Raw genomic sequence first — 24,569 nt, 5'->3', positions numbered from 1 at the left:
CCGAGGAAAAGAGCGACGCAGGTGGACATCCAGGTCGAGAGCCGTATGACGGTGGAGGACATCACCGCGGCGTCCTTCCACATCCAGCGCTGGGAGGTGATGCGGATCCTGCCGGGGGCCGTGGTCTTCGCGGTGGTCGCCGTGCTCACCGCCTTCACGGTGCCCGTGGTCGCGATCGTGTGCGGGCTGGGCCTCGCCGTGGTCCTGGGGCTGCACCTGAAGTGGCGGCGGGACGCCCGGCGGATAGCGGAGAACGCGGTGCGGCTCGCCGACCCGTACTCGGTGCGGTTCACGGACTCGAAGGCCACCTTCGCGCAGAACGGCACGGAGGCGGCGTACCCGTGGGACAAGATCGCGTACGTGACGCGGTCCGACGCGGCGTGGATCGTCGTGCCGGGCGACCCGCGGGAGGTGTTCATGCTGCCGCACCGGGCGCTGTCGCCGTCGCAGACGGGTGAGTTCACCCGCCTGCTGTCGAGCTGGCCGCAGCGCAAGTACCGCAAGGCCAGGCTGCCCGAGCCGCGGATGCCGCGGTTCTGACGCCCCCCGGTCAGGCACGCGGGGCCTCCGCCGGCGATCCGGCGGGGGCCCCGCGTTCTGCCGCTCAGGCGCCGACGTAGGTGGCGAGGTGCTCGCCGGTCAGGGTGGTGCGGGCGGCGACGAGGTCGGCGGGGGTGCCCTCGAAGACGATGCGGCCGCCGTCGTGGCCCGCGCCGGGGCCCAGGTCGACGATCCAGTCGGCGTGGGCCATCACGGCCTGGTGGTGCTCGACGACGATGACGGACTTTCCCGCGTCGACCAGCCGGTCCAGGAGGGCCAGGAGCTGGGCGACGTCGGCGAGGTGGAGGCCGGTCGTGGGCTCGTCGAGGACGTAGACGCCGCCCTTGTCGCCCATGTGGGTGGCGAGCTTCAGGCGCTGGCGCTCGCCGCCGGACAAGGTGGTGAGGGGCTGGCCGATGGTGAGGTAGCCGAGGCCGACGTCCACCAGGCGGCCGAGGACCGTGTGGGCGGCGGGGGTGCGGGCGTCGCCGTCCGCGAAGAACTCCGCGGCCTCGGCGACGGACATCGCCAGCACCTCGCTGATGTCGCGCCCGCCGAAGGTGTACTCCAGCACCTCGGCCGAGAAGCGCTTGCCCTCGCAGTCCTCGCAGGGGCTCGCGACGCCCGCCATCATCGCGAGGTCGGTGTAGACGACCCCGGCGCCGTTGCAGGTCGGGCAGGCACCCTCGGAATTGGCGCTGAAGAGCGCGGGCTTGACGCCGTTCGCCTTCGCGAAGGCCTTGCGGATCGGGTCGAGCAGCCCGGTGTACGTCGCCGGGTTGCTGCGCCGCGAGCCGCGGATCGGGCTCTGGTCGATCGACACGACGCCCGCCTCCGCCGCCTCGGCGGACTTCAGCAGCGAGCCGTGCACGAGCGAGCTCTTCCCGGAGCCCGCCACGCCCGTCACGACGCACAGCACGCCGAGCGGGATGTCGACGTCCACGTCCTTCAGGTTGTTGGCGTCGGCGCCGCGCACCGCGAGGGTCCCGGAGGGCTTGCGTACCTCGTCCTTGAGCTTCGCGCGGTCGTCGAGGTGGCGGCCGGTGGTCGTCCCGCTGGCGCGCAGGCCCGCGACCGTGCCCTCGTACGTGACCGTGCCGCCCGCGGAGCCCGCGCCGGGGCCGAGGTCCACGACATGGTCGGCGATCGCGATCGTCTCCGGCTTGTGCTCGACGACCAGCACCGTGTTGCCCTTGTCGCGCAGCCGCAGCAGCAGGTCGTTCATCCGCTGGATGTCGTGCGGGTGCAGGCCCACCGTGGGCTCGTCGAAGACGTACGTGACGTCGGTGAGCGACGAGCCGAGCTGCCGGATCATCTTCACGCGCTGCGACTCGCCGCCCGACAGCGATCCCGCGGGCCGGTCGAGCGCGAGGTAGCCGAGGCCGATCTCGGTGAAGGAGTCCAGCGTCACCGACAGCGCCGCCAGCAGCGGGGCGACGGACGGCTCGTCCAGGCCGCGCACCCACTCCGCGAGGTCGCTGATCTGCATCGCGCACGCGTCCGCGATGCTCACCCCGCCGATCTTCGACGACCGCGCGCCCTCCGCCAGCCGGGTGCCGTCGCACTCCGGGCAGGTGGTGAAGGTGACCGCGCGCTCCACGAAGGCCCGGACGTGCGGCTGGAGCGCATCCTTGTCCTTCGACAGCATCGACTTCTGAATCTTGGGGACGAGCCCCTCGTAGGTGAGGTTGACGCCCTCGACCTTGACCTTCGTCGGCTCCCGGTAGAGGAAGTCCTGCATCTCCTGCTCCGTGAACTGCGCGATCGGCTTGTGCGGGTCCAGCAGCCCGGACTCGGCGTAGACCCGCACCGTCCAGAAGCTGTCGGACTTCCAGCCGGGGATCGTGAAGGCGCCCTCCGCGAGCGACTTCGATTCGTCGTAGAGCTGGCTCAGGTCGATGTCGGAGACGGTGCCGCGGCCCTCGCAGCGGGTGCACATGCCGCCGGTGCGGTTGAAGGTGGCCTTCACGGCCTTCTTCGCGCCGCGCTCGACGGTGATCGCGCCGGCCGCGTGGACCGACGGCACGTTGAAGGCGTACGCGCTGGGCGGGCCGATGTGCGGGGTGCCGAGGCGGCTGAAGAGGATGCGCAGCATGGCGTTGGCGTCGGTGGCCGTGCCGACGGTGGAGCGCGGGTCGGCGCCCATCCGCTGCTGGTCGACGCTGATCACGGTGGTCAGGCCCGCCAGCACGTCCACGTCGGGGCGGGAGAGCGTCGGCATGAAGCCCTGGACGAAGGCGCTGTAGGTCTCGTTGATCAGCCGCTGCGACTCGGCGGCCACCGTGTCGAAGACCAGCGAGCTCTTGCCGGAGCCGGACACGCCGGTGAAGGCGGTCAGCCGCCGCTTCGGGATGTCGACGTGGACGTCCCTGAGGTTGTTCACGCGGGCGCCGTGCACCCGGATCACGTCGTGGCTGTCCGCCCCGCCCCCTGCGTCCGTCCCAGCGTGCGTCCCCGTCATCGCGCTCTCCCTCGTCGGTGCGGCTGTGCTGCCCGCCACCGTAACGGGGCCGGGCCGCGGCTCGCTTCTCCGTTCGTGACCCCCCGGCGGGAGCGTCCGGGTACGCCGGAGGGCGGCGGGGCCGATGTGGCCCCGCCGCCCTCCGTGTCACTTCTTCCGGCGACGGATCAGTACGCGGAATTCACGTTGTCCATCGTGCCGTAGCGGTCGGCCGCGTAATTGCAGGCGGCGGTGATGTTCGCGACCGGGTCGTAGATGTCGTGCGACGTGCCGGCCACGTGGTAGCGGTCGAACGTCGGGTTGATCACCTGGAGCAGACCCTTCGAGGGAATGCCGTTGCGGGCGTTGATGTCCCACAGGTTGATCGCCTTGGGGTTACCGCTGGACTCGCGGATGATGTTGCGGTGGATTCCCTCGTACGTGCCGGGGATCCCCTTCTTGTGCATGATGTCGAGCGACTCGCGGATCCAGCCGTCCAGGTTGTTCGCGTAATGCTTGGCGGCCGGCTTGGACGCGGTCGTGCTCTTGGTCGTGCTCTTGGTCGTGCTCTTCTTCGGCGCGGTCGTGGTGGTGCTCTTCTTCGCGGCGTCGGCACGCTCGTGCGAGCGGTTCGCGGCGGCCTTCGCCTTCGCGCGCTCGGTCGCCTCGGCGGCGGCCTTCTTCTTGGCGGCCGCGTCCGCGGCCTCCTTCTTCGCCTGCTCGGCCTTGGCCGACTTCTGCTGCGCGGAGTCGTCCATGGCCTTCTGCGACGCCATACCGGACTGCGCACCCAGTTCCTTGGTGGGCGTACCGGTGGAGACGGAGAACCCGGTCGGGTCGCCCGCCGCGGTCGCCGAACCGGCTCCGGCGGTCGCTTCCAGTCCGGTGACGGTCAGCACGACCGCCGCGGCGGCGACAGCGCCGGCTGCGGTGATCTTGTGCTTCTTCGGCAGCTGGCGGAACTTCGCGAACGTCGGGAGCTTCTTCGGGATCGTGGGGAGCTGCATGGAGAAATTACCTCTTCCGTAGCGGGACCCCTGAATTGTTAGGGGGCGGCGATCCGCCGGTCAATGACCCGCGCTACGGGGCGCATTCGTAAGGACGATTACCGGGCGCCGATATGCCGTGGGATACGGCGGCCGGAGTTCACTAAGCGGCTTAGTATGTGACCCACGCCCTGTCGAGGGCATCACAAAGGGGCGCCCCCGCTCTCACCGGGAGTGAGAACGGGGGCGCTGGACGTGAGCGAATGGAGGCCTTTTGTGTGACCGCGGTCACCCGGTAATCAAGGCAGGCCGCAAAAGCCGCCGGGATGTACGGGCGGGCCCTTTTCTACCGCCCCGCGGGCTCGGGAGCGGGGGCGCCGGAGGGCACCGCCGCCGCCTTGTCGCCGGAGCGCGACGGCCTGACCAGCGCCAGCACCAGCAGGCCGCCGAGCAGGCCCGCGACCGCCGCCCACACCGAGATACGGTCCAGGGCCGCGGCGTACGCCGCGTGCGTGGAGCCGCCGTGCGCGGAGACGTGGCGCAGCCGGGCGGTGAAGACCGCGCCGAAGACGGCGACACCCAGCGTCATCCCGAGCTGGCGCGCGGTGTTCAGCGCCCCGCCCGCCATGCCCGCGCGGTGCGGCGGTACCGCGTCCACCGCGGCCGCGGCCAGCACCGGCGTGGTCAGGCCGACCCCCACCCCGGTCACCGCGAACCCGGCGGCCAGCGAGGCCGCGCCCGACGAGGTGTGCACGGTCAGCGCCAGCAGGCCGCAGCCCGCGCCGATGATCACCAGGCCCAGCCCGATCGGCAGCCGCGCCGGGAAGCGGTGCATCACTCGCCCGGCGATCGCCGCGACCACGAAGGCGGTCGCCGCCATCGGCATCATGGCCAGGCCGCCGCGGATCGGGCTGAGCCCCAGCACGTTCTGCAGCCACAGGGAGAAGTAGACGAAGCCGCTGAAGGCCGCCGCCTGGTAGAGCAGGCCGCCCGCGAGCAGGCCACTGAAGCCGGGGTTGCGCAGCAGCGCCAGGTCGATCATCGGATGGGCCGAGCGCGCCTCGATCGCCACGAAGGCCACGCCGGCGGCCGCGGCCACCACGAAGGCGGCGAGCGTCAGCCCGTCGGTCCAGCCCGCGTCGCCGCCGCGGATCAGGGCGTACGTGACCGCGGCCACGGCCAGCGTGAAGGCCGCGGCTCCCGGCAGGTCCAGGCGGCCGGTGCCGCGCCCGCCGCGCTCCGGCAGGACCCGCAGGGTGAGCAGCACGGCGACCGCCGCGATGGGCAGGTTGACCAGGAAGATCGCCTGCCAGCCGAAGCCCTGGGTGAGCAGCCCGCCCAGGATCGGCCCGGCCGCGGCGGCGGCGCCGTTGACCGCGCCCCACACACCGAACGCGACTCCGCGGTCACGCCCCTGGTAGGTCGAGGCCACCAGGGCGGCCGAGGTCGCGAACATCGCCGCCCCGCCGATGCCCTGCACCCCGCGCGCGGTGATCAGCGCGGCGGCGTTCGGCGACAGGGCCGCGCCCAGCGAGGCCGCGGCGAAGAGGACGAGCCCGGCCGCGTACAGCCGCCGGTGCCCGAAGAGGTCGCCCAGCGAGCCGGCCACCAGCAGCAGCGCGGCCAGCGCGAGGGCGTACACGTCCACCACCCACTGCAGGGAGGAGAAGGGTGCGTCGAGGTCGGACGCCATCCGCGGCAGCGCGACGTTCACGATCGTGACGTCGACCAGCAGGATGAAGGCGCCCAGGCAGATCGCCGTGAGGGGCAGCCACTTGCGCATGGGACGGGACTCCGTTTTCGGCTCGGGTCGGGTGCGGATCCGGTGCCGGGTGCTCCGGCGCCTCGGTACTGACACCGCCGGACGGCTGTTCCGGGCGGTCGCCCGGCTGTCCGACCGTTCCATCGTGCGGTCCTGCTGCGGAAATCCTCGGCCGATCCGCCCCGCACGGCGGAATCCGACACGCAGTAGGCTCCCTGCGTGGAATCCGACACGGCATGGGCACCTCTGCGGGTGTTCGACCCGCTCGACCAGCAGATCGTGCAGGCCCTGCAGCTCGACGGCCGCGCGCCCTACCGGCGGCTCGGCGAGGTGCTCGGCGTCTCCGACCAGACCGTGGCCCGCCGCCACGCGCGGCTGCGGGAGACCGCGGGCCTGCGGGTGCTCGGGCTGACCGAACCGCTGCGGATGGGCCTCACGCCGTGGTTCGTGCGGGTGCGCTGCACGCCGGACGCGGCCCGGCAGATCGGCGACGCGCTGGCCCGGCGCACCGACACCCGCTGGGTCAGCCTGCTCTCCGGCGGCACCGAGATCGGCTGCATGACCCATGTCTCCGACCCCACGCAGGATCCGCACGCGCTGCTGCTCCACAAGCTGCCGCGCACCCCGCGGGTGGTCCAGGTCAGCGCGCACGCCCTGCTGCACGTCTTCTTCGGCGGCGACCTCAGCCCCTACAGCAGGCTCGGGCCGCTCGCCCCCGAGCAGGTCGCGGCCCTGCGCCCGCCGCCGCCCGAGGACACCGCGGAACCGCCCCACCTCGACGAGGGCGACCTGCGGCTGCTGGAACTCCTCGCGCGCGACGGCCGCACCCCCGCCGCCGAGCTGGCGGCCGCCACCGGCTGGTCGCCCACCACGGTCCGCCGCCGTATGGCCGAGCTGCGCGCGTCCGGCGTGCTCTACTTCGACCTCGACTTCGCCGCGGGCCTGCACCCGAGCGAGCTGCGGACCTCCCTGTGGCTGGAGGTCGAGCCCGCGCACCTCGCCGCGGTGGGCGCGGCGCTCGCCGAGCACACACAGGTCGCCTTCGCGGCGGCGACGACGGGGACGGCGAACGTGTACGCGTCGCTGCTGTGCCGGGACGCGCCCTCGCTCTACCGCTACCTCACCGGCCCGGTGGCCGCCCTCCCCGGCGTCCGCCGCACCGAGACGGCCCCCATCCACCGCACCCTCAAGGGCCCGGGCCCGTTCTTCCTGCCGAACCGCTGAGCCGCCTCAGAAGCCCAGGCGGCGCAGCTGCTTGGGGTCGCGCTGCCAGTCCTTCGCGACCTTGACGTGGAGGTCGAGGAAGACCGGCGTGCCGAGAAGCGCCTCGATCTGCTTGCGGGACTTCATGCCGACCTCCTTCAGGCGGGCGCCCTTGGGGCCGATGATGATGCCCTTCTGGGAGGGCCGCTCGATGTAGACGTTGGCGTGGATGTCCACCAGTGGGCGGTCGGCGGGCCGGTCCTCGCGCGGCGCCATCTCCTCCACCACGACGGCGATGGAGTGCGGCAGCTCGTCGCGTACGCCTTCGAGCGCGGCCTCGCGGATGAGCTCGGCGATCATGATCTGCTCGGGCTCGTCGGTGAGGTCGCCCTCGGGGTAGAGGGCGGGGCCCTCGGGGAGCAGCGGGATCAGCAGGTCCGCGAGCAGGCCGACCTGCTCGCCCGCGACCGCCGAGACGGGCACGATCTCCGCCCACTCGAACCCCAGGTCGCGGCCCAGCTTGTCGACGGCCAGCAGCTGCCCGGCGAGGGCCTTGGAGTCGACCAGGTCGGTCTTGGTGACCACCGCGACCTTGGGCGTCTTGCGGATCTCGGCCAGCTCGCGCGCGATGAACGTGTCGCCGGGCCCGAGCTTCTGGTCGGCGGGCAGGCAGAAGCCGATGACGTCCACCTCGGCCCAGGTGCTGCGGACCACGTCGTTCAGGCGCTCGCCGAGCAGTGTGCGGGGCTTGTGCAGGCCGGGGGTGTCGACCAGCACGAGCTGGGCCTCGGGCCGGTGGACGATGCCGCGCACGGTGTGCCGGGTGGTCTGCGGCCGGTTGGAGGTGATCGCCACCTTCTGGCCGACCAGAGCGTTCGTGAGGGTGGACTTTCCGGCGTTGGGGCGGCCCACGAAGCAGGCGAAGCCGGACCGGTGGGCGGGGCCGGTGGCAGGGGTGCGAGCGCTCATGGCCCCCATTCTCCCCGATGGCGCGGGTGCGCGCGGACGGGCGCCCGCGCCAGGTCGCAGGCCCGGGCGGCCGGGCGCCCGCAGCGGTGGCAGGCCCGGCTGTCGTGAGGATGGCGTAATGCCCACGCAACACGAAACACGGCGGAAACACCCACGCCCACATCCGGAAACGCGCGCCCGTGACGCTTCCGTATACCCGCCTGCGGAAGGACCCGACCGTGCTGCTGCTGTCCTCCGGCCCCTCCGGCCAGACGGCCGTGAACGCCGCCGACACCGCGTGGCTGCTGGCCGCCACCGCACTGGTGCTGCTCATGACGCCCGGCCTCGCGCTCTTCTACGGCGGCATGGTCCGCAGCAAGAGCGTCCTCAACATGCTGATGATGAGCTTCGTCTCGATCGCCCTGGTCACGATGGTGTGGCTGCTCGCCGGATACACGCTGGCCTTCGGGCACGACGCGGGCGGGCTCGGCCTCATCGGCGACCCGAAGAACCTGGGCATGCACGGCATCGGGCCGACCGCGATGCACGGGCACGTGCCGACGCTGCTCTTCGCGACCTTCCAGATGACCTTCGCGGTGATCACGGCCGCGCTGATCAGCGGGGCGGTCGCCGACCGGGCGCGGTTCGGGGCCTGGATGGTCTTCGTGCCGGTGTGGACACTGGCCGTATACGTCCCCGTGGCGCACTGGGTCTTCGCCGACGGGGGGTGGGTCGCCGCGAAGCTGCACGCCCTGGACTACGCGGGCGGCACGGTCGTGGAGGTGTGCTCGGGGGCCTCCGGGCTGGCGCTGGCGATCGTGCTGGGGCCGCGGCTGGGCTTCCGCAAGGAGGCGATGCGGCCGCACAACCTGCCGCTGGTGCTGCTGGGCGCCGGGCTGCTGTGGTTCGGCTGGTTCGGCTTCAACGCCGGATCCGCGCTGGGCGCCAACGGCATGGCGGGCGCGGCCTTCCTCAACACCCAGACCGCGGGCTGCGCGGGCCTGCTGGGCTGGCTCGCGGTCGAGAAGCGGCGCGACGGGCACGCCACGACGCTGGGCGCCGCCTCCGGGTCGATCGCGGGCCTGGTCGCGATCACCCCGTCCTGCGGCAGCGTGGACGTCCCCGGCGCCGCGGTCGTCGGTCTCGCGGCGGGTGTGCTGTGCTCGTACGCGGTGAGCTGGAAGTTCCGCTGGGGCGTGGACGACTCGCTGGACGTCGTGGGCGTCCACCTCATGGGCGGCATCGTCGGCACCGCGCTCATCGGCCTGCTGGCCACCGAGACCATGACCGGCGGCCCCGAGGGTCTCTTCTACGGCGGCGGCCTGGCGCAGCTGGGCCGCCAGCTCACGGCGATCGGGGCGGTCGGGGCGTACGCCTTCGCCGTCACGTACGCGATCGGCAAGGGCATCGACCGGCTGCTGGGCTTCCGGGCGAGCGAGGAGCACGAGAGAAGGGGCCTGGACCTCACCGTGCACGCCGAGACCGCCTACGATCACGGCGTACTCACGCACGGTACGTCGCACGGCGCCGCCGCCGGGCACGCCGCCGCCGCGCAGGCCGCGCACGACAGGAGCCCCTTGGGATGAAGCTGGTCACCGCCGTCATCAAGCCGTACAAGCTCGACGACGTGAAGACCGCCCTGCAGGAGATGGGCGTGCAGGGCATGACCGTGACCGAGGCGAGCGGCTACGGCAGGCAGCGCGGCCACACCGAGGTCTACCGGGGGGCCGAATACCGCGTGGACCTCGTGCCGAAGGCGCGGATCGAGGTGCTGGTCGAGGACGCGGACGCGGACGCCGTCGTCGCGGCGGTCGTCGCGGCCGCCCGCACCGGCAAGATCGGGGACGGCAAGGTGTGGTCGGTGCCCGTCGACACCGCCGTCCGCGTCAGGACCGGCGAATTCGGCCCCGACGCCCTCTGACGCCCTCTGACGCGCCCGCCGCGCCTCAGCCCGCGGTGACCTGCGCGCGTACCGAGCCGTCCGGCGCCGCCGTGATCACCGGCACCGCGGCGCCGCCCAGGTCGCGGACGGCGGCGCGGTCGGCGTCGGACGCCGCCTCCGCCTCCGTCACGACCGCGGCGGCCTCCAGCGACTTCGCGCCGCTCGCGACGGCCATCGCGACCGCCGTCTGCAGCGCGCTCAGCCGCAGCGACTCCAGCGCGACCGTGCCCGCCACGTACGTACGCCCCGTCTCGTCCCGCACCGCGGCACCCTCGGCCACCCCGTTGCGCGCCCGGGCCGAGCGGGCGAGGGTGACGAGCTTGCGGTCTTCCGGGTCCGACAGCCCGGCTGCCTGCTGCTGATCGCTCATACGCGCGATCATAGGGCGTCGCCGCACCCCGTACGCGGGCCCCCGCTCACTCCTGGGCCCCGCCCTCCGGCGCCTCGTGCTCCGCGGTCAACGGCTCCACCAGGACCGTGCCGATGCGGTTGCGGCGGCCCGCCTGGGTCTCCGCGGTCAGGCGGAGGGCGACCGTGGGGCGCTCGGCGGAGCCGTCCTCGGGGAGGGGGACGACCGCGGTGGCGCCGGGGATGGGGACGCGGCCGAGGGACTTGGCCAGCAGGCCGCCGACCGTCTCGACGTCGTCGTCGTCCAGCAGCACGCCGTAGAGCTCGCCCAGGTCGCCGATGTCGAGCCGCGCGGTGACCCGGTAGCGGCCCTCGCCCAGCTCGTCGACCGGCGGGGTCTCCTGGTCGTACTCGTCGGTGATCTCGCCGACGATCTCCTCCAGGATGTCCTCGATCGTGACGATGCCCGCGGTGCCGCCGTACTCGTCGACGACGACCGCGACGTGGTTGCGGTCGCGCTGCATCTCGCGCAGCAGATCACCGGCGTTCTTGGTGTCGGGCACGAAGGCCGCCGGGCGCAGCACGCTCGTGACCGGCTCGCTCTCGGCCTCGCGGTTGATGTGGGTGCGCCGGGCGAGGTCCTTGAGGTAGACGAAGCCGACGACGTCGTCCTCGCTCTCGCCGGTCACCGGGATGCGGGAGAAGCCGCTGCGCAGCGCCAGCGTGGTGGCCTGGCGGATGGTCTTGAAGCGCTCGATCATCACCAGCTCGGGGCGCGGCACCATCACCTCGCGCACGATGGTGTCGCCCAGCTCGAAGACGGAGTGCACCATACGGCGCTCGTCGTCCTCGATGAGCGACTCGGACTCCGCGAGGTCGACGAGCGCGCGCAGCTCCGCCTCGCTCGCGAACGGGCCGCGTTTGAAGCCCCTGCCGGGCGTCAGCGCGTTGCCGAGCAGGATCAGCAGCCCGGGGACGGGGCCCATGACGCGGGCCAGCGGCAGCAGCACGTACGAGGCGGCCGTCGCGGTGTTCATGGGGTGCTGGCGGCCGATGGTGCGCGGCGAGACCCCCACCGCGACGTACGACACCAGCACCATGACGCCGATCGCGACGACCAGCACCTCCCAGGTGCTGGTGAAGGCGCGGTAGCAGACGACCGTGATGAGCACGGCCGCCGCGGTCTCGCACCCGACCCGCACCAGCAGCGCGACGTTGAGGTAGCGGGTCGGGTCGGAGGCCACCGCGAGCAGGTTGGCGGCGCCCCGGCGGCCGGAGCGGACCGCGTCCTCGGCGCGGAAGCGGGAGATCCTGGCGAGCGCGGTCTCGGCGCAGGCCGCGAGCCAGGCGACGATGACGAGCAGGACAGCGGAGACGATCATGAGGCGTCCACGTGCGGTAGCCGTGCCCCCGCGTCAGTGGGTGGTGGGCGCGGGCGAGGGGCCCGTCATGCCGTGCTCGGCCCGCCAGCCGTCCAGGATCGCCTTCTGCAGGCCGAACATCTCGGCCTTGTCCTCGGGCTCCTCGTGGTCGTACCCGAGCAGGTGCAGCACCCCGTGCACGGTGAGCAGCTGAAGCTCCTCGTCCATGCTGTGCCCGGTCGGCGCCTCCTCGCCCTGCTTCTTCGCGACCTCCGGACACAGCACGATGTCGCCGAGCAGCCCCTGCGCGGGCTCCTCGTCCTCCTTGCCGGGCCGCAGCTCGTCCATCGGGAAGGACATGACATCGGTGGGGCCCGGCAGATCCATCCACTGGACGTGCAGCTGCTCCATCGCGTCGGCGTCCACCAGGATCACCGACAGCTCCGACAGCGGGTGGATGCGCATCCGGCCGAGCGCGTAGCGGGCGGTGTCCAGCACCGCCTGCTCGTCGATCTCCCAGCCGGACTCGTTGTTGACGTCGATCGCCATGATGGTGTGGTCCGGCTACTTTCTCTTGGGCCGTGCGGTGCGGCCGCCGTTCGCGGTATCCCCCGCGTCGGCCGCGGCGAGCGCGTTGTCGTACCGCTCGTACGCGTCCACGATCCGCCCGACCAGCTTGTGCCGCACCACGTCGGTGCTGGTGAGCCGCGCGAAATGGACGTCGTCGACGTCGGCGAGGATGTCCTGCACCTGCCGCAGGCCGCTCTTGGTGCCGCTCGGCAGGTCGACCTGGGTGACGTCACCGGTGATGACGATCTTGGAGTCGAAGCCGAGCCGGGTCAGGAACATCTTCATCTGCTCGGCGCTGGTGTTCTGCGCCTCGTCCAGGATGATGAAGGCGTCGTTGAGCGTGTTGTGCGTCAGCAGGTGGTCCTCGGTGACATACAGCGAATCCTCCGCGGCCACCTGGATGCACACCGCCTCCTCACGGCCCGCGGGCTCGATGCTGTCGATGAAGCGCATCGGACGACCCCCGCCACCAGCTGCGTGGTACGCGTCGCGCTTGCGGGCCAGGCGGAAGGGCTCGATTCCTTCGGGAAGCCGGATGTCGAGAATGTGCGTGTCGCGCCGGTGGTGCACGTCGCGTCCGTACACTCGGCCAGGTGTACGGCCTTCCACCGCCCTGCGCCGGGTGTAGGCGACACCGCCCAGGGATTGGACGAGCGCCACGACGTCGTCGCGCAGCAGGATCGACGTGGTCGTGTACTGCACGCGGCACGTGCGGCCGGTCTGCTTGACCGGTCCGCCGTCGGCGTCGAGCAGGCCTTGGAGAACGGCCAGCCGTACGTCCGCGGAGTTGCGCAGGTAGGCGTCGGGGACGAATTTCGCGTGCGACCTGTTGCCGAGAAGGTCCAGCGCCCGCAGGGCGGCCGTGACCGGATTCTCCAGCGTGACGACGTCACCTGCCGAGCGGACGCGGCTAAGGGTGTAGTCGACGCGGCCCTTGAACCTCGCCTTCACTCCTGGAAGGGCTGTCTCCAGCGCGGTGGCCAGTTCGGGGTCCGCGGTCGCGAAGGACGGCGTGGTTGAGCCGGTGAGGCACCCGTCACCGAGTAGGAGGCCGAGCGCGTACGGATCCATCGGGACGTCCTGCGCCGGGAAGCACACCGGGGCGGTCAGCATCGGCAGCTCGTAACGCCGTGCGTGGGCGGCGCGGAGCTTGCCGATCATCTCTCGGGTCTCAAGGACCCGCCACGGCTTGTTCCGGCGCCTGTCCGAGGCGGTCCTCACCGTCCACAGGTGATCCCCGCAGCACAGCGTGGACGAGCCGTCCTGCGCGGTGAGCCGGTAGATGTCCTTCTCGCCCTGCGGGTAGACGCCCAGCACCGGTGTCGGCTCGCCGTTCGAGCCGATGACCAGATCACCGACCTGGAGTTCGCCGATGGCGCGGAAGCCGGAAGGCGTCAGCACCTTGGTGAAGACCGGCTGCGCGCGGCCGCGCATGTACGCCAGCGGGGCGACCTCGATCGTGCCGGCCGCCATCAGGCGGGGGATCGAGTCGGGGTCCAGCATGTCGTGCAGGGCGTCGTAGAGCGGGCGCAGGTAGGGGTCGATCTTCTCGTAGAGGGTGCCGGGCAGGAAGCCCAGGCGCTCGCCGGCCTCGACCGCGGGGCGGGTCAGGATGATGCGGTTGACCTGCTTGGACTGGAGGGCCTGGACGGCCTTGGCCATCGCCAGGTAGGTCTTGCCGGTGCCCGCCGGGCCGATGCCGAAGACGACGGTGTGCTTGTCGATCGCGTCCACGTAGCGCTTCTGGTTGAGCGTCTTGGGGCGGATCGTGCGGCCGCGGCTGGACAGGATGTTCTGCGTGAGCACCTGGGCCGGGGTCTCGGCGTCCTCGTCGGCGGCGGTGCCGTTGGCGCGGAGCATCGCGATGGAGCGCTCCACCGCGTCCTCGGTCATCGGCTGGCCGGTGCGCAGGACGAGCATCATCTCGTCGAACAGCCGCTGCACGAGGGCCACCTCGGCGGGGTCGCCGACGGCGTTGATCTCGTTGCCCCGCACATGGATGTCGACGGCCGGGAAGGCCTGCTCGATCACGCGCAGGAGGGCGTCGCCGGATCCCAGAACGGTCACCATGGGGTGCTTGGCCGGTACGACGAAGTGGGCGCGGGCCGGCTGCGGCTGCGGCTGCTGCTTGGTCGGTGTCTGAGTCATGGGCCGGCGCTAGGGCCTGCTCATCCCTCTTTCTGCTGATCGAGGAGCCCGGTTAAGGCCTGGTGCTCCCAAGCCTACGACGTGGGGCGTCGGCCGCCGAGGGGATTTGCGCTTCCGCCGTGCGCCTCACGCCCGGCGGAAGCCGATCGTCGGCACCGCCCGGGGCAGCGGCCAGCGGCGCGGGGCGGGCGGGATCAGCGCGTCCAGGAAGGCGTAGCGGCGCAATGCCCCGTCCGGGGTGGCCGGGTCGGCCTTGGCGCGCGTCCACCACGCGGCGACCTCCGTCCAGCCCGGCGCGGACAGCGAGCCGCCGAACTCCTGGACGGACAGCGCGGCGCACAGCGAGCCGAAGGCCAGCCGGTCGGGCAGCGGCCAGCCCGCCAGGCTGCCGGTGACGAAGGCGGCCACGAAGACGTCCCCGGCGCCGGTCGGATCCAGCGCGTCCACGATCAGCGCGGGCACCTCCGCGGTCTCGCCGGTGCCCGCGTCCACCGCGACCGCGCCCTCGGCACCGAGCGTGACGACGGCCAGCGGCACCAGCTCCGCGAGCCGGTACGCGGCCGCGCGGGGGCTCGCGGTGCGGGTGTAGCGCATGGCCTCCTCGGCGTTCGGCAGGAAGGCCGCGCAATGCCGCAGCTCGGCCAGATCCGCCGGATCCCAGCGGCCGGTGTCGTCCCACCCGACGTCGGCGAAGACCTGCGTGCCGTGCGCGGCCGCCCGGGCGACCCACTCGCGGTCCGGGTCGGGCGCGGGCTCCTCGTCGGAGGCCCGCTCGCGCTGCCCCAGCGAGGCCACCGCGGCCCGCGCGGGCGGCGGGCACGCGGGCACCGGCTCGTGCTCGGGCGGTGGCGCCCGGTGCCCGTGGCTGACCATGGTGCGCTCGCCCTCGTACGCCATCGAGACCGTGACCGGGGAATGCCAGCCGGGGATGCGGCGGGAGGGCCCGAGGTCGATGCCCTCGCCCTGGGAGAGGCTCTCCCAGCAGTAGTCGCCGTACATGTCGTCGCCGAAGGCGGCGGCGAGCGTCGTGCGCAGGCCGAGCCGGGCCAGGGCCGTGGCCATGTTCGCCACGCCGCCGGGGCTGGAGCCCATGCCGCGGGCCCACGACTCCGTGCCCCGCACGGGGGCGCTGTCCAGGCCGGTGAAGATGATGTCGAGGAAGACGGTGCCGGTGAGGTAGACATCGGTCGCCGGGTCCCCCGCGGCGCGCACCGCGCCGAGCGGATCGAGAACGGGCTGGTCGTGCATGGAACACACTGTGCCCGACTGTGCCCGATACCACTGACATTGACATCCTCCCCCGGCTGGAGCAGGGGGATTCCTGGCTCAGGCTGCCTGCGGGAGCAGTGCTCCCAGAGGGCTTCCGCCGTCAGCGCCAGCCGGGTTGAGACCAGCCCGGACGAGCATCACGCGGGCAGAGTTCTTGTCCCGGGAGGACACGGCTCCGCACGCGGTGCACGCATACGTTCGTTCGGAGAGGGGAAGTGCGTGCTTGGTTCTCGCACCGCACTGTGCGCAGTCCATCGTGGTGTGGGCCGGGTGCACCAGGTGCACGGTGCGGCCGTGCTTGCGGGCCATTTGCACCAGTGCCGTCCTTGTCGCACCGATCGCCGCGTCAGCGGCCTTGCGCGCCATCGTGGACTTCGCGAGGAACGTGGGCCTGAAGTCCTCGACGGCGAGGTGGTCGAAGTCGCGTACAACGGTCTTGGCCCATTTGCGGCCGGTGTCCTGGCGCTGCCTGGCGACTTTCTTGTGGACCTTGGCCGCCGCGCGGGACGCAGTCCGGTAGCCCCTCGACGCGGCCTTGCCGGGTCCGGGTTTCCGCCTTGCCATCTGCTTCTGGTACCGGGCCAGCTTCGCGGCGGCACTCTTCCCGTGCTGCGGGTGGGGGAGGTCGTGGCTGTCGCTGGTAGTGGTGGCGGTCTCCTTGACACCCCAGTCGAGACCGATCACCCGGCCGGTCTCCGGCAGCGGTTCGACGGCCGTGGCGACGACGAACGAGGCGTACCAATGTCCGAGGCTGTCCCGGTACACCCGCACCGACGTGGGATCACCGGGCAGGCCGCGGGACCACACCACGGTCAGCGCGATGCCGCCCGCGAGGTGCAGGCGTCCGTCCTTGAGGCGGAAGCCGCGCCGGGTGTAGTTCATCGAGGGCAGCGCGTCGCGCTTGCGCTTGACGCGGGGCATCCCGGCGCGTCGGCACACCGGCAGCCCGGCCTTGATGTCCTTCAGGGCTCTGGCGCGGGACTTGCCGAAGTCGCGGATGGTCTGCTGCTGCGGCACCGAAGCACCATCGCGCAGCCATCCCATGGCGGTGCGGGCCCCGGTCAGCATCTTGTCGAGCTGCGCCGGACCGCACGTCACCTTGTCGACGGCGTCCGTGTTCAAGCCGTGGACCTTGCGGGACATGGCCACGCATTCGTTCCAGATCCACCGGCAGCGCGCCCACTCGGCGTTGAGCCCGGCGAGCGCGGTCGACGACAGGCGAAGCCGGTAGGTGTACCGGGCGCGCCCGGACTCCTCACCCGCTTCCCGTCGTGTCGTCATGGTGTCATTCTACCAGTTGGTGGGCATTGGGAAACCACTACTCTGGTGTCATGGATGAAGACAAGCGCATCACGCTCCGCCTGCCCGCAGACCTGCACGAATGGCTGACCGCTCAGGCCAGGTCCGCTCGCCGGTCCCTCAACTCCGAGATCGTCTACCGGCTGGAGGTCGAGCGCAACGCCGCCGCAGCGGGCGCCGAGTCGCCCTAACGGCGATTCGACTGTCCCTGACCTGCGCTCCGCAGGAGTCCGGCTCCTCCCCGACCCGGCGGTCAGGGCATCCTCGAAGGAATCAGGTGACGAGCATCGCGGGAACGGAGTACGGGTGAAGCTGACGATTCTGGGCGGCGGGGGCTTCCGGGTGCCGCTCGTGCACCGCGCGCTCGCGGGCGACGGGCTGATCGACGAGGTCGTGCTGTACGACGAGGACCCGCTGCGGCTGCGGGTCGTCGCCGCCGTGATCGCCGGGGCGGGGGCGGGCGGGCCCGCCGTACGCCTCGCGGACGGGCTGGACGACGCGGTGCGCGGCGCGGACTTCGTCTTCTCCGCGATCCGGGTGGGCGGCACCGCGGGCCGGGTGCGCGACGAGCGGCTGCCGCTCGCGCAGGGCGTGCTCGGCCAGGAGACGGTGGGCGCGGGCGGTGTCCTCTACGGGCTGCGCACGCTGCCGGTCGCGGTACGGATCGCCGAGCGCGTACGGGCGCTGGCGCCGGACGCCCTGGTGATCAACTTCACCAACCCCGCGGGCATGGTGACCGAGGCGATGGCGCGGGTGCTGGGCGACCGGGTCGTGGGCATCTGCGACTCGCCCGTGGGCCTGGTGCGGCGCGCGGCGCGCGCGGCGGGCGCCGACCCGGACGCGCCGGGCTTCGGCTACGACTACGTCGGCCTCAACCACCTGGGCTGGCTGCGCCGGCTGACCTCCGGCGGCCGCGACCTGCTGCCCGGCCTGCTCGCCGACACCGCCGCGCTCGGCGGCTTCGAGGAGGGGCGGCTCTTCGGCCCCGACCTCCTCGCCGCGCTGGGCGCGCTGCCCAACGAATACCTGCACTACTACTACTTCCGCCGCGAGACGCTCGCCGCGGTGCGCGCGGCGGACGAGACCCGCGGCGAATTCCTGGACCGCCAGCAGGGCGCGTTCTTCGCCGCCGCCGACCGCGAGCCGGGCCGCGCGCACGCGCTGTGGGAGGCGACCCGGCGCGAGCGCGAGGAGACCTACGGGGCCGACTCCCGGGCGGCGAGCGGCGGTTGGCAGCGCGACCCGCACGACCTGGACGGCGGGGGCTACGACCGGGTGGCGCTCGCGCTCATGCGGGCCGTCGCGCGGGACGAGCGGGCGGTGCTGATCCTCAACGTCCGCTCGGGCGGCGCGCTGCCCTTCCTGGACGCCGAGGCCGTCGTGGAGGTGCCGTGCGCGGTGGACGCCGCCGGGGTGCGGCCGCTGCCCGTCGCGCCGCCGGACGAGCACCAGGCGGGGCTGATGCTGGCCGTCAAGGCGGTGGAGCGGGCGGTGATCGAGGCGGCGCTCAGCGGCTCGCGTACGGCCGCGCTGCGCGCCCTCGCCCTGCACCCGCTGGTGGACTCCCCCGCGGCTGCCGCCCGCATCCTGGACGCGGCGGGCTACTGAGCCGCGGACCGGTCCCGTACCGGCACCGAAGACCTCTGGCGAAACATCGGGGAAACACCATCTGACCTGCGCTGTGACGATACGCGCGTAGACCGTCCTTGACCTGCCGGGAACGGGGGGTCTAACTTGCCGCGCAATAACCAGCGTTGAAGGAGCACCGCCATGCCCCTCGTCCGTCCGTCCCGCCGTTCGCTGGCGCTCGCCGCCGCCGCGGCCACCCTGGGCGCCGCTTTCTACGGTGTCGGAGCCGCCACCGCCGACCCCTCGGTGCCGCGCAGCGACAAGCAGATCCCCAACCTCACCAACGTCGTCAACGACATCAAGGCCTACTACGGCGACACCACCGTGGGCAGCGAGCACTACGCCTCCGCGGACAGCAACTACGCCCGCCAGCTCGCGGGCATCGAGGCCAAGGCGAAGTCGGACCTCGCGCACGCCCTGAAGCACGGCAAGGACGCGAAGGGCGCCAAGGGCGACAAGCACGGCGGCCACGGCAAGAAGCCCGCGATCGTGCTGGACGTCGACGACACCAGCGTGCTCACGTACAACTACGAGCTGGAGGTCGGCTTCAACTACACCCCGGCGAGCAACCAGGCCTACCTGGACAGCAAGGACATGCCGCCGGTCTTCGGCATGGACACCCTCACCAACTGGGCCGCCGACCAGGGCGTGGAGGTCTTCTGGATCACCGGCCGCCCGGAGGCGCAGCGCGCCGACACCGTACGGAACCTGACCGCGGTCGGCTACACCGCGGCCCCCGACACCGCGCACCTGTACCTGAAGAACACCGCGACCCCGCCCGCGTACCTGGCGTGCGGCGCGACCTGCACGACGATCGAGTACAAGTCCGGGACGCGCGCGCACATCGAGTCGCTGGGCTACGACATCATCGGCAACTTCGGCGACCAGTACAGCGACCTGTCCGGCGGCCACGCCGACAAGTCCTACAAGCTGCCCAACCCGATGTACTACCTGCCGTAGCGGATCCGCGGTGCCGTGCCGCGTCCTCACGCGCGGCGCGGCACCGGCACCCGCATCAGGTCGGCGGCCACCGTCAGTTCGCCTTCGAAACCGGCGGCGCGGGCCTCGGCGGCGAAGCCGTCCGGCTCGGGGTAGCGCTGCGAGAAGTGGGTGAGCACCAGATGGCGCACCCCCGCCTCCCGTGCGGCGGCCGCGGCCTGGCCCGCCGTCAGGTGGCCGTGCTCGGCGGCCAGCCCGGCGTCGGCCTCCTGGAAGGTCGACTCGATCACCAGCAGGTCGCAGCCCGCGGCGAGTTCGGGCACCGCCGGGCACATCCGGGTGTCCATGACGAAGGCGAAGCGCTGGCCGCGGCGCGGCTCGCTGACCTCCTCCAGGCGCACCCCGCGCAGCTCGCCGTCGCGCTGGAGGCGGCCGATGTCCGGCCCGGCGATGCCGTGTTCGGCAAGCCGCTCCGGCACCATCCGGCGGCCGTCCGGCTCGGTGAGCCGGTAGCCGTAGGACTCGACGGGGTGCGACAGGCGGCGCGCTTCGAGGGTGAAGGCGGGGGTGGCGGCGAGGAGGCCGCCCTCGCCGCTCACCGGCTCCTCGCGGATGTCCCCGGCCTCGCGGTAGGCGGTGGCGTGCCGCAGCCGGTCGAAGTAGGCCTGGCCGCTCGCCGGGTAGTGCGCCGTGATCGGGTGCGGGACGCGGTCCAGGCTGATGCGCTGGAAGACGCCCGCGAGGCCGAGCGAGTGGTCGCCGTGGAAGTGCGTGACGCAGATCCGCGTCAGGTCGTGCGCGGCGACCCCGGCGTGCAGCATCTGCCGCTGGCTGCCCTCGCCGGGGTCGAAGAGGATGCCCTCGCCGTCCCAGCGCAGCACGTAGCCGTTATGGGCGCGCTGCCGCGTCGGCACCTGGCTCGCGGTGCCGAGGACGACGAGTTCACGGGGCATCGGGCGCGGCTCAGACCAGCTGCTGGAGGTCGCGGCCGCCCAGCACGTGGGCGTGCGCGTGGAAGACCGTCTGGCCCGCGCCGGATCCGGTGTTGAAGATGATCCGGTAGCCGGTGCCGTCGACCTTCTCCTGCGCCGCGACCTCGCCCGCCTCACGCAGCACGTCCGCGGTCGCGCCCGGGTCGCCCGCGGCGAGCGAGGCGGCGTCCGGGTAGTGCACCCGCGGGATGACCAGGACGTGCGTGGGCGCCTGCGGGTTGATGTCCCGGAAGGCGAGCGTGGTGGGCGTCTCGCGGACGATCGTGGCCGGGATCTCACCGGCCACGATCTTGCAGAACAGGCAGTCGGCCTGGGGCTCTCCCGCCATGGTGCGGGGCTCCCTTCTCGCAGGGCTACAGGGGCTTCGCATCGTACCGGCCGTACGCGCACCACCGGCGCGCGTACGGCCCCCGTACGGCTCGCACGGCCCGCACGGCCCGCACCGCTTACAGCGGCGGAAGCTCCGGCGCGGTCTTCGCGGGGTTCTCGTCCAGCGCGCGCAGGGCCAGCTCCACCGCGGTGTCCAGCTGCGGATCCTCGCCCGCGGCCCACTGCTGCGGCGCGCACACCACCTCGACGTCCGGATCGACCCCGTGGTTCTCCACGTCCCAGCCGTAACCCTCCAGCCAGAAGGCGTACTTGGGCTGCGTCACACCCGTGCCGTCGACCAGCTGGTAGCGGTTGTCGATGCCGATGACGCCGCCCCAGGTGCGGGTGCCGACGACCGGGCCGATGTCCAGCGCGCGGATCGCCGCGTTGACCACGTCGCCGTCGGAGCCGGAGAACTCGTTGGCCACCGCCACGACCGGGCCGCGCGGCGCGTCCAGCGGGTAGCTCATCGGGCGGCTGCCGCGCGGCACGTCCCAGCCGATGATCCGGCGGGCCAGCTTCTCCACGACCAGCTGCGAGGTGTGCCCGCCGCGGTTCTCCCGCACGTCGACGACCAGGCCCTCGCGGGCGACCTCCACCCGCAGGTCGCGGTGCAGCTGCGCCCAGCCGTTGCCGACCATGTCCGGCACGTGCAGGTAGCCCAGCCGCCCGCCGGACGCCGCGTGGACGTGCGCGCGCCGCCCGGCGACCCAGTCGTGGTAGCGCAGCGGCTCCTCGTCGTCCAGCGGCACCGCCACCACATGGCGTACGGGGCCGCCCTGCGCGCCCTGCACGGTCAGCTCCACCGGCTTGCCCGCGGTGCCCACCAGAAGCGGCCCGGGCCCGGCGACCGGGTCCACCGGGACACCGTCCACCGCGAGCAGCGCGTCGCCCGCGCGCACCGCCACGGCCGGCGCGGACAGCGGCGAGCGGGCCAGCGGGTCGGAGGACTCGCCGGGCAGCACCCGCTCCACCCGCCACCGGCCCTCGGAATCCCGCGCCAGGTCCGCGCCCAGCAGGCCCTGGCGGTGCAGCGGGTCGCGGTAGCCGCCGGGCGGCGAGACGTACGCGTGCGAGGTGCCCAGCTCGCCGTGCAGCTCCCACAGCAGGTCGACCAGGTCGTCGTGGGTGGCGACGCGGTCCACCAGCGGCCGGTAGCGCTCGGCGACGCCGTCCCAGTCCAGGCCGCCCATGTCGGCGCGCCAGTAGTTGTCCCGGGCCAGCCGGTGGGTCTCGGCGAACATCTGCCGCCACTCGTCCTGCGGCCGCACGGTGACCCGGACCCGGGACAGGTCCACGGTGACCGCGCTGCCGGAGTCGTCGTCGGAGTCGGCCTTGCTGTCGGCGGGCACCACGCGCAGCCGCCCGCTCGTCCGCAGCAGCACCTTGGTGCCGTCGCCGGTGACCGCGAAGCCGTCGGCGTCGTCGGCGATCTCCTCCAGCCGCAGCTGCGCCAGGTCGTAGCGCTCCAGGGCGGTGCCCGGCGGCTGCGCCTCCGGGGTGGCCAGGCCCGAGCCGAGCACGCCGGTCAGCGGGTGGCGCAGCCACAGCACGCCGCCCTTGGCCGCGCGCAGGCCCGAGTAGCGGGCCGCCTCGACCGGGAAGGGCACGATGCGGTCGGCGAGCCCCACGGTGTCCACGGTGGTGGACGGGACGCGCGGCCCGTCGCCCTTGCCCTCGCCCTCGGCCTTGTCGCGGGGCTTGTCGTCCTCGCCCGCGCCGCCCGGGGCGTCGTCGTCGCCGTCGTAGGGGCGGCCCTGGCGCTGCGGGCCGAAGGGCGAGGGCGTGGTGGCCGCGAGCGTGATCAGGTACGGGCGGCAGGCGTTGGTGAAGGCCAGGTCGAAGACATGGGCGTCGTAGACCGGGTCGAAGGAGCGCTCCGACAGGAAGGCCAGGTGGCGGCCGTCAGCGGTGAAGGCGGGCGCGAAGTCGGCGAAGCGCAGCGGGGTCGCGTCGACCACCGTCAGATCCGCGGTGGACGCCAGCTTGAGCTGCCGCAGCTCGCCGGGGCCCGGCGCGGACCACGCCAGCCACGCCGAGTCGGGCGAGAAGGCCAGGCCCGTCGCGTCCCCGGCGTCGCTGGTCGCGACCTCGCGGATCTCGCCGGTCTGCGTCTCCACCAGCAGCACCCGGCCGTCGTGCGAGGCGACGGCGATGCGGTGCCCGTCCGGCGAGACCTCCATCGCCAGCACCCGGCCCAGCCGCCCCGCCGCGAGGCGCCGCGGCGCCGTGCCGGGCGCCAGGCCCAGCGCGGGCGCCAGCTCCAGGGCGTCCTCGCCCTCCGCGTCCGTCACCCACACCACGTGCTGCTCGCCGTCCGCGCCGCCGGGCGCGAAGACCCGCGGCAGCCGGGTGCGCACCCCGGGCTCGGCGGCCAGCACACGGGCCGGGCCGCCCCGGTGGGTGATCCAGTGCGTGGTGCCGCGCACCTCGACCGCGCTGCCCCGCCCGGTGTGGTCGGGCCGGGCGCCGCCCAGGTAGTGGGCCGCGCGCACCGGATGCGGCTGGAGGTCGGCGCGCTGGCCGCCGAGCGCGATGTCCAGGGGGCGGGGTGTCGCGTCCTCGTCGTCGAGGTCGTCCAGGACGTGCAGGACGCCGCCGCTGGTCCAGGCGACGCGGGTGCCGTCCGTACCGGCGTGGCGGGCGTAGAAGCCTTCCAGGCTGCTGTGGCGGCGCAGGTCCGTACCGTCCGGGAGGCTGGAGTAGACCGCTCCGACGCCCTCGTGGTCGGACAGGAAGGCGATCCGGCCGCCCACCCACATCGGGCACTCGATGTTGCCGTCCAGACCCGCGTGCACCCGAACGAAGCCGCCGTCGCCGCGCGCGTCCAGCCACAGCTTGCCCGCGGTGCCGCCCCGGTAGCGCTTCCAGTACGCCGCCTCCCGGCCCATCGGCACGGACAGCAGCAGCACCGCGCCGCCCGGCCCGTACGCCACGTCGCCGACCGGCCCGTACGGCAGCAGCTCGCCCGGCCCGCCGTCCAGCGGCACCGTCCGCGCCCAGGTGCGGCGGCCCGACGCCTGGCCGTGGCTCGACGTCACCACCAGCGCGCCGTCCGGCGTCCAGCCGCGCACCGCGGTGCGCGCGTCGCCCCAGTACGTCAGCCGCCGCGACGGGCCGCCGTCCAGCGGCGCCGTGTGCACCTCGGGCGCGCCGTCCCGCGTCGACGTCCACGCGAGGCTCGCGCCGTCCGGCGCGATACGGGGGCGGCCCACCGGCACGTTGTCCGCGCTGACCCGCCAGGCGCGGCCGCCGTCCAGCGGCGCGACCCACACGTCGTCCTCCGCCGTGAAGGCGATCAGGTCCCCGTGCGGGTGCGGGTGCCTCAGGTACGAGGGCTGGTGATTCGGTGTCGGGTGCGTCACCAGACCACCCTAACTTCGATCAACTCCCCGCAGTATGCCGTCGGTCGCAGTTCCCGAGCCCCTCGACGGAGAACACCCGCCGCGCGCCGACTGTCGCCGTCAGCCTGCCGCGCACGCACAGGTCGTCGAGCTGCTCGGTGACGTCGCCCGTCACGGAGATCTTGCGGTCGTCGTCGGTACGGCCCACGCAGTCGACGCTGGCGTGGTGCGTTTTCGACTGGGCGCTGCACGAGAGCCACTGGACGTCGACGCCCTTCTGCTGCAGGGCGTGCGTCGCCAACTGGTCCGTCGTCACGGAGACGGCGCTGGTGCCGAGGCCGTCGGCGGGCTCGCACCCGGTGGCGGCTGCCGCCGCCGCTGTCAGGAGGGCGGCAACCGCCCACTTTCGTCTGGCCTTTCCCATGGCCTTTACGGTCCTGCGGCCGTGCCCGCGGGTCCATCCCCCGCACGGTCGATTCA

General features: G+C 72.9%; 21 protein-coding genes. 7 read left to right on the top strand and 14 right to left on the bottom strand.

Features of this window, described 5'->3' with window-relative positions; translation table 11 throughout:
• Positions 1-21 precede the first annotated feature (21 nt).
• A complete protein-coding gene (locus ACH4SL_RS10470; protein WP_398443419.1) occupies positions 22-540 on the top strand; it encodes a YcxB family protein in 519 nt (172 codons plus the stop codon).
• A 64-nt stretch (positions 541-604) separates the two neighbouring features.
• Here ACH4SL_RS10470 and ACH4SL_RS10465 read toward each other — a convergent pair whose 3' ends face one another.
• The 3 genes from ACH4SL_RS10465 to ACH4SL_RS10455 all read right to left on the bottom strand — a co-directional run bounded on the left by ACH4SL_RS10465 (position 605) and on the right by ACH4SL_RS10455 (position 5,749).
• Positions 605-3,001: an ATP-binding cassette domain-containing protein gene (locus ACH4SL_RS10465; RefSeq protein ID WP_398443417.1), complete on the bottom strand. Its 2,397-nt coding sequence runs from the start codon at positions 2,999-3,001 to the stop codon at positions 605-607.
• 167 nt (positions 3,002-3,168) lie between these two features.
• A complete protein-coding gene (locus ACH4SL_RS10460; RefSeq protein WP_398443414.1) occupies positions 3,169-3,987 on the bottom strand; it encodes a transglycosylase SLT domain-containing protein in 819 nt (272 codons plus the stop codon).
• Positions 3,988-4,312: 325 nt separating this feature from the next.
• Positions 4,313-5,749, bottom strand: coding sequence for an MFS transporter (locus tag ACH4SL_RS10455; RefSeq protein WP_398443412.1), 1,437 nt, complete (start codon positions 5,747-5,749; stop codon positions 4,313-4,315).
• 198 nt (positions 5,750-5,947) lie between these two features.
• On the opposite strand from ACH4SL_RS10455, the gene ACH4SL_RS10450 reads away from it, so the two are divergent.
• The gene (locus ACH4SL_RS10450) at positions 5,948-6,952 is read left to right on the top strand and encodes an Lrp/AsnC family transcriptional regulator (RefSeq protein ID WP_398443410.1); all 1,005 of its coding nucleotides are present in this window, start codon (positions 5,948-5,950) and stop codon (positions 6,950-6,952) included.
• Positions 6,953-6,958: 6 nt separating this feature from the next.
• Here ACH4SL_RS10450 and era read toward each other — a convergent pair whose 3' ends face one another.
• Entirely contained in the window at positions 6,959-7,909 is a 951-nt protein-coding gene (gene era, locus ACH4SL_RS10445) for a GTPase Era (protein ID WP_398443408.1), read from the bottom strand.
• Positions 7,910-8,121: 212 nt separating this feature from the next.
• On the opposite strand from era, the gene ACH4SL_RS10440 reads away from it, so the two are divergent.
• Together ACH4SL_RS10440 and ACH4SL_RS10435 are read left to right on the top strand one after the other, a co-directional pair.
• Positions 8,122-9,465 carry an ammonium transporter gene (locus ACH4SL_RS10440; protein ID WP_398444085.1) on the top strand — a complete coding sequence of 448 codons (1,344 nt, stop codon included), beginning with the start codon at positions 8,122-8,124 and terminating at the stop codon, positions 9,463-9,465.
• On the top strand, positions 9,462-9,800 hold the full coding sequence (locus ACH4SL_RS10435; RefSeq protein WP_398443406.1) for a P-II family nitrogen regulator: 339 nt from the start codon (positions 9,462-9,464) through the stop codon (positions 9,798-9,800). Before ACH4SL_RS10440 ends, ACH4SL_RS10435 begins: the two co-directional genes overlap by 4 nt.
• Positions 9,801-9,825: 25 nt before the next feature.
• Here ACH4SL_RS10435 and ACH4SL_RS10430 read toward each other — a convergent pair whose 3' ends face one another.
• The 6 genes from ACH4SL_RS10430 to ACH4SL_RS10405 all read right to left on the bottom strand — a co-directional run bounded on the left by ACH4SL_RS10430 (position 9,826) and on the right by ACH4SL_RS10405 (position 16,798).
• On the bottom strand, positions 9,826-10,203 hold the full coding sequence (locus ACH4SL_RS10430; protein WP_398443404.1) for a cytidine deaminase: 378 nt from the start codon (positions 10,201-10,203) through the stop codon (positions 9,826-9,828).
• Between the two features lie 34 nt (positions 10,204-10,237).
• Positions 10,238-11,551, bottom strand: a complete 1,314-nt coding sequence (locus tag ACH4SL_RS10425; protein ID WP_398443402.1) for a hemolysin family protein — start codon at positions 11,549-11,551, stop codon at positions 10,238-10,240.
• Positions 11,552-11,584: 33 nt separating this feature from the next.
• Positions 11,585-12,079 carry an rRNA maturation RNase YbeY gene (gene ybeY / locus ACH4SL_RS10420; RefSeq protein ID WP_398443399.1) on the bottom strand — a complete coding sequence of 165 codons (495 nt, stop codon included), beginning with the start codon at positions 12,077-12,079 and terminating at the stop codon, positions 11,585-11,587.
• 15 nt (positions 12,080-12,094) lie between these two features.
• Entirely contained in the window at positions 12,095-14,248 is a 2,154-nt protein-coding gene (locus ACH4SL_RS10415; protein WP_398443397.1) for a PhoH family protein, read from the bottom strand.
• A gap of 126 nt (positions 14,249-14,374) precedes the next feature.
• Complete coding sequence (locus tag ACH4SL_RS10410; RefSeq protein WP_398443395.1) at positions 14,375-15,496, bottom strand: carbohydrate kinase family protein; 1,122 nt, start codon at positions 15,494-15,496, stop codon at positions 14,375-14,377.
• A gap of 78 nt (positions 15,497-15,574) precedes the next feature.
• Positions 15,575-16,798, bottom strand: coding sequence for an RNA-guided endonuclease InsQ/TnpB family protein (locus ACH4SL_RS10405; protein WP_398443392.1), 1,224 nt, complete (start codon positions 16,796-16,798; stop codon positions 15,575-15,577).
• Between the two features lie 50 nt (positions 16,799-16,848).
• Here ACH4SL_RS10405 and ACH4SL_RS10400 point away from each other — a divergent pair, with 50 nt between their 5' ends.
• From ACH4SL_RS10400 to ACH4SL_RS10390, 3 genes are all read left to right on the top strand, one after another.
• Positions 16,849-17,007 carry an Arc family DNA-binding protein gene (locus ACH4SL_RS10400; RefSeq protein ID WP_398443389.1) on the top strand — a complete coding sequence of 53 codons (159 nt, stop codon included), beginning with the start codon at positions 16,849-16,851 and terminating at the stop codon, positions 17,005-17,007.
• A 115-nt stretch (positions 17,008-17,122) separates the two neighbouring features.
• Positions 17,123-18,424: a 6-phospho-beta-glucosidase gene (locus tag ACH4SL_RS10395; RefSeq protein WP_398443387.1), complete on the top strand. Its 1,302-nt coding sequence runs from the start codon at positions 17,123-17,125 to the stop codon at positions 18,422-18,424.
• 162 nt (positions 18,425-18,586) lie between these two features.
• On the top strand, positions 18,587-19,405 hold the full coding sequence (locus ACH4SL_RS10390; RefSeq protein WP_398443385.1) for an HAD family acid phosphatase: 819 nt from the start codon (positions 18,587-18,589) through the stop codon (positions 19,403-19,405).
• Between the two features lie 26 nt (positions 19,406-19,431).
• On the opposite strand, the gene ACH4SL_RS10385 is transcribed toward ACH4SL_RS10390, so the two are convergent.
• The 4 genes from ACH4SL_RS10385 to ACH4SL_RS10370 form a co-directional block, all read right to left on the bottom strand.
• Positions 19,432-20,337, bottom strand: a complete 906-nt coding sequence (locus ACH4SL_RS10385) for a ribonuclease Z (protein ID WP_398443383.1) — start codon at positions 20,335-20,337, stop codon at positions 19,432-19,434.
• A 10-nt stretch (positions 20,338-20,347) separates the two neighbouring features.
• Entirely contained in the window at positions 20,348-20,704 is a 357-nt protein-coding gene (locus tag ACH4SL_RS10380; RefSeq protein ID WP_398443381.1) for a histidine triad nucleotide-binding protein, read from the bottom strand.
• A gap of 118 nt (positions 20,705-20,822) precedes the next feature.
• Positions 20,823-24,110, bottom strand: coding sequence for a S41 family peptidase (locus ACH4SL_RS10375; RefSeq protein WP_398443379.1), 3,288 nt, complete (start codon positions 24,108-24,110; stop codon positions 20,823-20,825).
• 19 nt (positions 24,111-24,129) lie between these two features.
• Positions 24,130-24,513, bottom strand: a complete 384-nt coding sequence (locus ACH4SL_RS10370; RefSeq protein WP_398443376.1) for a hypothetical protein — start codon at positions 24,511-24,513, stop codon at positions 24,130-24,132.
• Positions 24,514-24,569 lie beyond the last annotated feature (56 nt).

The organism is Streptomyces sp. NPDC021020 (assembly GCF_044333285.1).
In the GTDB taxonomy this organism is placed as follows: domain Bacteria; phylum Actinomycetota; class Actinomycetes; order Streptomycetales; family Streptomycetaceae; genus Actinacidiphila.
The sequence above is the reverse complement of the archived record's forward strand: the minus strand, read 5'-3'. Positions and strand labels throughout refer to the sequence as shown.

Coding starts and splice junctions, on each gene's coding strand:
- ACH4SL_RS10465 (WP_398443417.1), bottom strand. CDS start 3,001: ATGACGGGGACGCACGCTGGGACGGACGCAGGGGGCGGGGCGGACAGC.
- ACH4SL_RS10460 (WP_398443414.1), bottom strand. CDS start 3,987: ATGCAGCTCCCCACGATCCCGAAGAAGCTCCCGACGTTCGCGAAGTTC.
- ACH4SL_RS10455 (WP_398443412.1), bottom strand. CDS start 5,749: ATGCGCAAGTGGCTGCCCCTCACGGCGATCTGCCTGGGCGCCTTCATC.
- era (WP_398443408.1), bottom strand. CDS start 7,909: ATGGGGGCCATGAGCGCTCGCACCCCTGCCACCGGCCCCGCCCACCGG.
- ACH4SL_RS10435 (WP_398443406.1), top strand. CDS start 9,462: ATGAAGCTGGTCACCGCCGTCATCAAGCCGTACAAGCTCGACGACGTG.
- ACH4SL_RS10430 (WP_398443404.1), bottom strand. CDS start 10,203: ATGATCGCGCGTATGAGCGATCAGCAGCAGGCAGCCGGGCTGTCGGAC.
- ACH4SL_RS10425 (WP_398443402.1), bottom strand. CDS start 11,551: ATGATCGTCTCCGCTGTCCTGCTCGTCATCGTCGCCTGGCTCGCGGCC.
- ybeY (WP_398443399.1), bottom strand. CDS start 12,079: ATGGCGATCGACGTCAACAACGAGTCCGGCTGGGAGATCGACGAGCAG.
- ACH4SL_RS10415 (WP_398443397.1), bottom strand. CDS start 14,248: ATGACTCAGACACCGACCAAGCAGCAGCCGCAGCCGCAGCCGGCCCGC.
- ACH4SL_RS10410 (WP_398443395.1), bottom strand. CDS start 15,496: ATGCACGACCAGCCCGTTCTCGATCCGCTCGGCGCGGTGCGCGCCGCG.
- ACH4SL_RS10405 (WP_398443392.1), bottom strand. CDS start 16,798: ATGACGACACGACGGGAAGCGGGTGAGGAGTCCGGGCGCGCCCGGTAC.
- ACH4SL_RS10400 (WP_398443389.1), top strand. CDS start 16,849: ATGGATGAAGACAAGCGCATCACGCTCCGCCTGCCCGCAGACCTGCAC.
- ACH4SL_RS10390 (WP_398443385.1), top strand. CDS start 18,587: ATGCCCCTCGTCCGTCCGTCCCGCCGTTCGCTGGCGCTCGCCGCCGCC.
- ACH4SL_RS10385 (WP_398443383.1), bottom strand. CDS start 20,337: ATGCCCCGTGAACTCGTCGTCCTCGGCACCGCGAGCCAGGTGCCGACG.
- ACH4SL_RS10380 (WP_398443381.1), bottom strand. CDS start 20,704: ATGGCGGGAGAGCCCCAGGCCGACTGCCTGTTCTGCAAGATCGTGGCC.
- ACH4SL_RS10370 (WP_398443376.1), bottom strand. CDS start 24,513: ATGGGAAAGGCCAGACGAAAGTGGGCGGTTGCCGCCCTCCTGACAGCG.